The sequence below is a fragment of the Cetobacterium sp. genome (assembly GCF_048470075.1).
GTDB lineage: Bacteria > Fusobacteriota > Fusobacteriia > Fusobacteriales > Fusobacteriaceae > Cetobacterium_A.
Map to the genome: position 1 here is coordinate 1 of NZ_DBGBQB010000095.1, position 9,598 is coordinate 9,598.

At 34.3% G+C, this 9,598-nt stretch carries 8 protein-coding genes; all 8 read left to right on the plus strand.

Annotated features, from left to right (window positions below; genetic code table 11):
• Positions 1-1,451 (plus strand): sigma-54 interaction domain-containing protein (locus ACMOUI_RS03595; RefSeq protein WP_418964375.1); only part of this gene is annotated, 1,451 nt, incomplete at its 5' end.
• 181 nt (positions 1,452-1,632) lie between these two features.
• A complete protein-coding gene (ord, locus tag ACMOUI_RS03600; RefSeq protein WP_418964376.1) occupies positions 1,633-2,688 on the plus strand; it encodes a 2,4-diaminopentanoate dehydrogenase in 1,056 nt (351 codons plus the stop codon).
• 4 nt (positions 2,689-2,692) lie between these two features.
• A complete protein-coding gene (ortA, locus tag ACMOUI_RS03605; RefSeq protein ID WP_418964377.1) occupies positions 2,693-3,001 on the plus strand; it encodes a 2-amino-4-oxopentanoate thiolase subunit OrtA in 309 nt (102 codons plus the stop codon).
• Positions 2,994-4,400: a 2-amino-4-oxopentanoate thiolase subunit OrtB gene (ortB, locus tag ACMOUI_RS03610; RefSeq protein ID WP_418964378.1), complete on the plus strand. Its 1,407-nt coding sequence runs from the start codon at positions 2,994-2,996 to the stop codon at positions 4,398-4,400. The genes ortA and ortB overlap by 8 nt, the downstream gene beginning before the upstream one ends.
• Before the next feature lie 5 nt (positions 4,401-4,405).
• Positions 4,406-4,780, plus strand: coding sequence for an ornithine aminomutase subunit alpha (locus tag ACMOUI_RS03615; protein WP_418964379.1), 375 nt, complete (start codon positions 4,406-4,408; stop codon positions 4,778-4,780).
• 1 nt (position 4,781) lies between these two features.
• A complete protein-coding gene (gene oraE, locus ACMOUI_RS03620; protein WP_418964380.1) occupies positions 4,782-6,989 on the plus strand; it encodes a D-ornithine 4,5-aminomutase subunit OraE in 2,208 nt (735 codons plus the stop codon).
• Between the two features lie 29 nt (positions 6,990-7,018).
• Positions 7,019-8,434 (plus strand): GlmL-related ornithine degradation protein, encoded by a 1,416-nt coding sequence (locus tag ACMOUI_RS03625; protein WP_418964381.1) that lies wholly within the window; start codon positions 7,019-7,021, stop codon positions 8,432-8,434.
• Positions 8,407-9,486 (plus strand): ornithine racemase Orr, encoded by a 1,080-nt coding sequence (orr, locus tag ACMOUI_RS03630; RefSeq protein WP_418964382.1) that lies wholly within the window; start codon positions 8,407-8,409, stop codon positions 9,484-9,486. The genes ACMOUI_RS03625 and orr overlap by 28 nt, the downstream gene beginning before the upstream one ends.
• The last annotated feature ends 112 nt before the right edge of the window (positions 9,487-9,598 follow it).

The window sequence follows — 9,598 nt, forward strand, 5'->3', positions numbered from 1 at the left end:
TGGGTGATAAAATGGAAACAGATATTGAAGTTGAAATCTTAAAGAAGATATTGGAAAACGTAGATGAAGGGATACATTTTATTGACAAAAATGGGATAACAAGAATATATAATCACAATATGGAAAAAATGGAGGGCATGAGTCAAAAAAGTGTAATAGGAAAACATTTCACTCATGTTTTTAAAGATATGAATGAAAATAATAGCACACTTTTAAGTGTGTTAAAAGATGGTATAAGCATAAAAAATAATATTCAAAAATACTTGAATAAAAATGGTAAAGAGATAGTTACCATTAACTCCACTATTCCCATAAAGCACAAAAATGAGGTAATAGGTTCTTTGGAAATTGCTAAAAATATGACCACTATAAAAACTCTATATGATGAGATAGTAAAGTTACAATTGACAAATGATAAAATGGGCACCAATGAAATTATAAAAAAACAGAAGAAATATGAGTTTGAAGATATTATAGGAGATAGTCCCAAGATAAAAAAGGTGATAGAAGCAGCTAAAAAAATTGCTAAAAATGATGCAGCAATTCTTATATATGGAGAAACAGGAACTGGGAAAGAGCTTTTGAGTCAATCCATTCACTGTGAGAGTACCAGAAAAAATGCTCCATTTTTGGCAATAAATTGTGCCACCTTGCCAGATGGACTTTTTGAAGGAATACTTTTTGGGACAGCTAAAGGGGGATTTACAGGAGCAATAGATAAACCGGGATTCTTTGAACAAGCGAATAGAGGCACACTACTTCTTGATGAGATTAACTCCATACCTATACAGACACAAGCTAAGTTATTGAGGGTGCTACAGGAAAAGGTTGTAAGAAGGGTCGGTGGAACAGAGGATATCCCAATAGATGTGAGAGTGATATCCACAACAAATGAAAATCCAAAAGAGATAATAAAATTGGGGAAAATGAGATTGGACCTATATTATAGATTGAATGTTATATATTTAGAGATGCCACCGCTTAGGGAGAGAGAAAATGATGTTTTTCTTTTGGCAGAGAAATTTATAGTAAAATATAATAAAAAATTAAATAAAAATATAAAAGGGATAACCTCAGAAGTGAAAGATATATTTTTAAAGTATATATGGCCAGGAAATGTAAGGGAACTAGAAAATATAATATACTCTGGTGTAGTTATGAGTGATGAGAATTATCTTACAAAGGATATATTAAATATGCCATTAAATGATGATTTTACCATAGATAGTAGTCTTTCCAAGGAGAGGGATACAGATATTAATTTTGAGTTAAAAGATGATATGGAGTTTGGAAAAAGCTCTTTAGAATCTATAGTTTCAAAGTTAGAGGAGCGATATATAAGAGAAGCTATAGAGCAAAATCCGAATAATTTAAGTAAAGTGGCAATATATTTGGGAATGAGTAGACAAACCTTACAGTATAAATTGAAGAAGTATAATATAAAAGTGTAAAAGCAGGCAATATTTTTTTATGAATTTAAAAAAATATTGCTTTTTTTTATGCAAATTTAAAAAAAAATTTTGAATGTCCTCTCTAAAAGTAAAAAGTAAAAATAGAGATATTGGAATGAGAATTGCTTTATTTTAAATTAAGTAAAAAAATCAAAATATTGAAGATAGGGAGGGATTTTAGATGGAAAAAATAAGAGTGGGACTATGGGGTTTGGGAGCAATGGGAAAAGGAATAGCAAAAATGTTATTGGAGAAAAAGGGGATTGAATTGGTTTCTGTATGTGATTTAGATCCAGATAAAGTGGGTAAAAGTATATTTGAAATTTTGGAAATAGATAGATGCGAGAGATATGAGATATTAGTTGAAAAGGATTATAAAAAGGCATTTCCATATAGGTATGCAGACGTAGTTTTACTTGCTACAGACTCCTTTATAAAAAATGCTTTTGATAAAATTGAGTATCTAATAGACCAAAGAGTAAATGTAATATCAACGGCTGAGGAGATGGCCTATCCAAAGAGCCAATACCCTGAATTAGCTAAAAGAATAGATGAATTAGCAAAAGATAAGAGGGTGAGTGTACTGGGAACTGGAATTAATCCTGGATTTGTCCTTGATTTTCTGGTATTAGCTTTGACTGGAACATGTGAGAGAGTAAATTTGATAAAAGCCACTAGAGTAAATGATCTATCACCATTTGGAAAGGCTGTTATGGAGGAGCAAGGAGTTGGAGTTTCAGAAGAGACTTTTAAAGATGGAATAAAAAATGGAACAATATCAGGACATATTGGTTTTCCTGAATCTATAAAAATGGTAGCCGATGGTATAGGTTGGCAATTGGAAAAGTTAGAACAAACCAGAGAGGCAATAGTGAGCAGTGTTTATAGAAAATCTGAGTATGCTGAGGTTAAAGTTGGGTCTGTAGCGGGATGTAAACAGTGTGGTTACGGATATGTAGATGGTGAATTAAAAATAGTTATGGAACATCCACAACAGATTTTACCAAATTTAGAAAATGTTAAAACAGGGGATTATATCACAGTTAAAGGAGTACCTGATATAGAACTTCAAATAACTCCAGAGATTCCAGGTGGTATAGGGACAATAGCTATGTGTGTAAACTGTATTCCACATGTTATTAACGCTAGACCAGGATTAAAAACAATGTTAGATATACCTGTTCCTAGAGCTATTATGGGAGATATTAGAGATATGATAGAGGGGAGAGAGGAGTGATAAAATGGATGGAAAAATAGGGGATTTTGTGAGAGTACACAGTGTTATTTTATTCCCTAAAAATAGAGCATTTAGTCTTCCAGAAGATACAAAGGGTGTACCCTTAGAGATGTGGACAAAGGGATTTTTACAGCAGGATGCCAAAGTGGGGGATAGTGTTCGAGTGATAACTGTCACAGGAAGAGTGGTAGAGGGGAGTTTGTTGGAGATAAATCCAGTGTATAGGCATAGCTATGGAGAGTATATACCTGAAATAATAAAAATTGGAATCCAAGCTAAAGAGATATTGTATGGAAGTGATATAGATGATTGATAAAGGGTCTTATGAAGCGGTATTAAAAAGAAAAAATGAAATAATGAAAAGAGCTATGAAATTGGATTACTCAAAGTTTGAAATGGGGAAAATATCCTTTGACTATGAAAAGATGATGGAGGAAACTGGCTATACCTTAGATAATATAGTTAGAATTCAAAGGGAGTGCGCCATTGGGAATACACCTTTAATTGAAATGAAAAATATTACAGAGTTAGCTAGAAAATACTCTGAAAATGGGAAGGGAGCTAGAATTTTTATAAAGGATGAGGCAGGGAATGCATCTGGAAGTTTTAAGGCTAGAAGAGCAGCTATATCTGTATATCATGCTAAGAGATTGGGGTATAAAGGGGTTATAGCAGCAACAAGTGGAAACTATGGAGCAGCGGTAGCATCTCAAGCTGCAAAGCAGGGATTGAGATGTATTATAGTTCAGGAGTGTTATGATAGCAAAGGCGTTGGACAACCAGAGATAATAGAGAAAGCTAGAAAATGTGAAGCCTATGGAGCAGAGGTAATACAATTGACAGTAGGACCTGAATTATTTTATGTGTTTTTAAAGCTATTGGAAGAGACAGGGTATTTTAATGCATCCCTATACTCCCCATTTGGTATAGCGGGAATAGAGACTTTGGGATATGAGATTGCAGAACAACTCCTATTGAGAGAGGGGAGATATCCAGATGCTGTGGTATGTACAAATGCCGGAGGTGGAAATCTCACTGGAACAGCTAGAGGTCTTATAAAAATAGGGGCTAATAAAACAAAAATTATAGGAGCTAGTGTAAATTTATCTGGACTTCATATGGCCAGTGATAAACAGTTCAATAAAAAATCATTTACAACGGGGCATACAGGGTTTGGAATTCCATTTAGCACCTTTCCAGATAGATCAGATGTTCCAAGATCAGCAGCAAGACCATTAAGATATGCGGATAGATATGTGACAATAGGTCAGGGAGAGGTATTTTATGTGACTGAACTTCTTGCACAGTTAGAGGGATTGGAGAGAGGACCAGCGGGGAATATCTCTTTGGCAGCAGCTTTTAGTATAGCTCAGGAGATGGATAAAGATCAGATAATAGTAGTACAAGAAACTGAGTACACCGGTGCGGGAAAACATCTTCAACCACAACTATCCTTTGCAAGGGAGAATGGTATAGAGATTAAATTTGGTAATCCAAGAGATGAGATACCTGGAGAAACTATTATTTTACCAGAAAATCCAGGATTACTAAAAGTTAAAGATATAGATATGGATAAACTAAAAAGATCTTTAATAAAAAACTATATTAAAGATATAGAGAAGTTGGAGATAGAGGACATAGAGTTTTTAATAGCCGAAACCAAGAGTAGTAAAGAGTATATAGATTCGATTTTAGAGGATAGATGGAGGTAAGTATTATGAAGGGATACCTAAAAAGAGATGATGATTACCAGCAGAGAAGGGAAAGTTTAAAGAGATATTCAGATGAGGAACTAAAAAATAAATTTTGGGAATTGGCGAATACAATAGTTGAACCACTGTTAAAAATAGCGATGGAAAATACGACACCATCTATAGAAAGGTCGATTTTGCTTAGAATGGGATTCTCTAGTTTAGAAGTAAAACCTTTAGTGGATGGAGCTATAGAAAGAGGGCTTATAGGAAAAGGAGTTGGACATATAGTATATAGAGTGTCTAAAGAGAAAAGGATTACAATAAGGGAAGCTGGAGAAAAATTGATAGCTGGAGAGTATTGGGATATTGCATTGGACATATTTAAGGGAGGAATATGATATGGGCTTAAAAGCTAGTGAAAAAATAGATGTGAAAACCATATTAGAGGGCTTGGAATACTATAGACCTAAAAGAAGGGGATGGACTTGGAGAGAGAGAAGAGATATGAAAATGGGTGATTATACATATAAAGAGTGCTCCTCTACACTGAAAAATTATGTTCCACTTCCAGCGGCAAGATATTTTTCTAACATAGACCCACAACCTGATAGTACAATAACAACAGAGATAGCTTCTGGTAGATTTGAAGATGATATTAGAAGAATGAGAATGGCAGCATGGCATGGAGCTGATCATATAATGGTTATAAGAACGGCTGGTCAGTCACATTTTGATGGCTTAATTGAGGGAACTCCACAGGGAGTAGGTGGAGTTCCAATAACTAGAAAACAGGTAAGAGCTCATAGAAAAGCATGTGATTTGATTGAGGAGGAGGTTGGAAGAGATATAAACTATCACTCATATATAAGTGGAATAGCAGGTCCAGAGGTAGCTGTAATGTTTGTGGAGGAGGGAGTAAATGGAGCTCACCAAGACCCTCAATACAATATTTTATATAGGAATGTAAATATGATTAGATCATTTGTAGATGCTGGAGAATCAAAAAAACTTATGGCATGGGGAGAGATAGCACAGATAGATGGTGCCCATAATGCCAATGCCACAGCAAAAGATGGATGGAAAGTGATGCCAGAACTTATGGTTCAACATGCTATAAATGCTTTGTTTTCATATAGAGTAGGAATAAAAAAAGAGAATATCTGTCTATCAACAGTACCACCTTCTGCGTCACCAACTCCATGTTTAAAATTAGACTTACCATATGCAGTTGCACTTAGAGAGCTATTTGATGAATATAAAATGAGAGCTCAGATGAATACAAAATATATTACGTCCTCTTCAAGAGAAGCAACGGTGACTCATGTGATGAATATGTTAATATCAAAGTTAACAAGTGCAGATATTCAATCTACAATAACTCCAGATGAGGGAAGAAATGTACCATGGCATATGTATAACATAGAGGCCTGTGATACAGCTAAGCAAACTCTTTTGGGAATGGATGATCTTCTTTCAATGGTGGAGTTAAAGCAAACAGGTTATATAAGAGAGAGAGGAAGAGAGTTAAAAGAGAGAGCAATACTATTTATGGAGGAGATAATAGAAAGTGGAGGCTACTTTGAGGCTGTGGAAAAAGGATATTTTGTAGATTCAGGATATTTTCCTCAGCGAAATGGGGATGGAATTGGAAGAAAAAGAGAGAGTGGAGTGGGAGCTGGAAGTGTTTATAGAAGAGATGTAGATTATATGGCACCAGTAACAGCACATTTCGGATATAATAATGTGGACCAATATGGAGTTAAAGAGGATGAGAGCCCATCGATCTTAATAGATGGATGTACATTGGAAAAACCGGAAAAAATAGTCTTTATAGATGAATTAGATATGGATGACAATGTAAATAAAAGATTGGAAGAGGGAGATAAATATAGGGGCACAAATTTGATTAAACCAGAGGTGGAGTGGTTAGCTGATGGAGTTGTCCAATTGGAAATATTTCTTCCGATAGATCAGAGAATGGCAGAGTTTGCAGCTATTGAGTTTGCAAAAAAAATGAATCTATATGAACCTCAGGTGATTCACTCAGAGCAACTTCATCCAAGTGAAGGGACAAGAGTACAATTGAAAGGTAAAGTTGGATTTTCAATAGATCTTAATGAGTTAGTAATTCCAAAAAAACCAGAGATATTAAGTGATGATGAGATTAGAGAGTTTGTAGAGAGATATCCATTTAAAATAGTGGCTGGAACTGTTGGAGAGGATGAACACTCAGTGGGGCTTAGAGAGGTTATAGATATAAAACATGGAGGAATAGAGAAGTATGGTATGGAAGTTGAATATTTGGGTACGTCTGTGCCATGTGAAAAGCTTATTGATGCAGCTATTGAATTAAATGCAGATGTAGTTTTAGCATCCACTATTATTTCTCATGATGATATTCACTATAAAAATATGAAAAAGCTTCATGATTTAGCTGTGGAAAAAGGGGTTAGAAATAAGTTAATAATATGTGCTGGTGGAACTCAAGTAATACCTGAGATTGCAAGAGTTCAAGGGATGGATGAAGGATTTGGAAAATATGATAGAGGTGTAAATGTAGCCACATATTTTGTAAAGAGAAGAAAAGAGATGCTTGGTGAACAGTAGAAAAAATATTGAGTGGAGGGAGGAATCTTATGAAAGTAGATGCACTTGTTGCAGAGATTGGAAGTACAACAACTGTGGTAAATATATTTGATAGGATAGAAACTGAAAACCCAATATTTTTAGGTCAAGGACAGGCTCCAACTTCCATAGGGGAAGGGGATGTAAATATAGGTCTTAAAGCTGCTATAGATGATATTAATAAAAAATTGGGTATAAAAGCAATAGAGTACAGGTATATGTTAGCCACTAGTAGTGCAGCAGGGGGATTAAAAATGACGGTTCATGGGCTTGTGTATGATATGACTGTAAAAGCTGCAAAAGAAGCTGTTTTAGGTGCAGGAGCTAATATACATATGGTAACTTCAGGAAAACTCACAGAGAGGGATATGGTAAGACTAAAAAAAATAGGGCCAAATATTATAATGTTAGCTGGTGGAGTAGATTATGGAGAGAGAGAAACAGCTCTTTATAACTCGGAATTAATAGCGTCATCCCTTTTGGATATACCCGTAATCTATGCAGGAAATAATGCTATTGTTGAGGAGATAAAGAGTATATTTGAAACCTATGAAAAAGGAAAAAATCTATATATAGTTCCAAATGTTTATCCTAGAATTGATCTACTAAATGTTGAACCTACAAGGGAGGTTATACAGAATATTTTTGAAAAACATATCACAGAGGCAAAGGGCATGGAAAAAATAAGGGAGCTAGTAAATGGATCGATTATACCGACACCGAGAGCAGTGATGAGGGCATCACAGATGTTAAGGGAAAGTATTGGGGATTTGGTTACTATTGATGTGGGTGGTGCAACAACTGATATTCACTCTGTAACCGATGGAACAGAACGAATAAAAAATATACTTATAGATCCTGAACCTATGGCAAAACGAACAGTTGAGGGAGATATGGGCGTTTTTATCAATAGAAAAAATATAATTGAAACGGTAAAAATTGATAGATTAGCTAAAGAGTTGGATATAAGTGTGAGTGAAATTGAAGATATGGGAAAATCGGAGATAGTAATTCCTACAACCGAGAGATATATAAAATTTATAGAGAGATTGACAAAAGAGGCTATAATAGTCTCTATAAATAGACATGCTGGAGATTATAGAACATATTTTGGAGGTAAGAGTAAAACTTTAGCATTTGGAAAGGATTTAACGGGAGTAAAATGGATAGTTGGAACAGGAGGACCCTTAACAAGACTTCCAGCAAGAGTTGAAATATTGAAAGAGATAGGAAAATCCAATAGAGAAGATAAACTTCTTCCAACACAGGAAGCACAAATATTGATAGATAATGATTATATTATGGCTTCTTTAGGAGTGTTATCAATAAACTTTAAAGAAGCCTCATTAAAGCTTTTATTGAAAAGTTTAAATATTGAAGAGGTTTATAGGGAGGGGATATGCAGCAAGTATTATACCCAAGGCTAGAGATAAATATTAGTAAACTTAGAACAAATTTAAAAGTGATATCTCAACTTTTGAAAAAATATGATATCTCTTTAGCAATGGTAACAAAAGCATATTGTGCAGATAGGAATATTGTTCTAGAACTACTTAAAGATGGAGGAGTGGACTATTTAGCAGACTCTAGAATTGAAAATTTAATGGAGTTTAAAGATATAAAAATTCCAAAAATCCTTCTAAGAATACCAATGATAAGCGAAGTTTCAAAAGTTGTAGAGTATGCAGATATAAGCTTTAACTCAGAGTACGAAACAGTTAAAGAACTCAACTTTGAGGCTGAAAAAAGAGGGGATATACACAGTGTAGTTTTGATGATAGATTTAGGTGATCTTAGAGAGGGATATTTTGACGAGAAGGATCTATTTGAAAGTGTAGAAAAAATAGCAAAACTAAAAAATATAGATATAGTTGGAATAGCTACTAATCTAACTTGTTATGGGGCAATTTTACCTTCAGAAGTCAATCTTAGAAAGTTGGTTGAACTGGGTACAAGAATAGAAAGAGAGTATAAAATAGATTTAAAGATAATTTCAGGTGGAAATTCTAGTTCATTATTTTTACTCAGTGAAGGTAAGATTCCAAAGGGAATAAACAATTTAAGAATAGGAGAGGGAATTTTACTTGGAAGAGAGACGGCTTATGGACAACGATTGGATGGAACATATGATGATGCATTTAGATTGATTTGTGAAGTTATTGAAAACAAGAGAAAAGAGTCGCTTCCCATAGGGGAACAAGGTGTGGATGCTTTTGGAGAACGGCACATATATGTGGATAGAGGACCTATGCAAAGAGTGATATTAGGAATAGGAAAACAGGATATAAAAGTAGAGTCATTAATTCCTACAAATAAAAAAATAGAGGTTATAGGAGCCAGTTCGGATCACACTATAGTGGATATAACAAATAGTCAAAAGAGGTATTTAATTGGAGATAAGATAGAGTTTATTCTAAATTATAGTGGAATAATGTCCGCTTCCACCAGTAAATATGTAAAAAGGTTTTATATTGAATAGATTTAAATAGTTTGAACAGAAATATATGAAAAGGGTCTTTATAATTTAGAGACCCTTTTATATTTTTTTGAGACTATTGTGGGAAATATATTCAGGTGGGGGAGGTCTGATA

Bases quoted from the DNA above. Each gene is read 5' to 3' on its own strand.
- ord (WP_418964376.1), top strand. From the start codon at position 1,633: ATGGAAAAAATAAGAGTGGGACTATGGGGTTTGGGAGCAATGGGAAAA.
- ortA (WP_418964377.1), top strand. From the start codon at position 2,693: ATGGATGGAAAAATAGGGGATTTTGTGAGAGTACACAGTGTTATTTTA.
- ortB (WP_418964378.1), top strand. From the start codon at position 2,994: ATGATTGATAAAGGGTCTTATGAAGCGGTATTAAAAAGAAAAAATGAA.
- ACMOUI_RS03615 (WP_418964379.1), top strand. From the start codon at position 4,406: ATGAAGGGATACCTAAAAAGAGATGATGATTACCAGCAGAGAAGGGAA.
- oraE (WP_418964380.1), top strand. From the start codon at position 4,782: ATGGGCTTAAAAGCTAGTGAAAAAATAGATGTGAAAACCATATTAGAG.
- ACMOUI_RS03625 (WP_418964381.1), top strand. From the start codon at position 7,019: ATGAAAGTAGATGCACTTGTTGCAGAGATTGGAAGTACAACAACTGTG.
- orr (WP_418964382.1), top strand. From the start codon at position 8,407: ATGCAGCAAGTATTATACCCAAGGCTAGAGATAAATATTAGTAAACTT.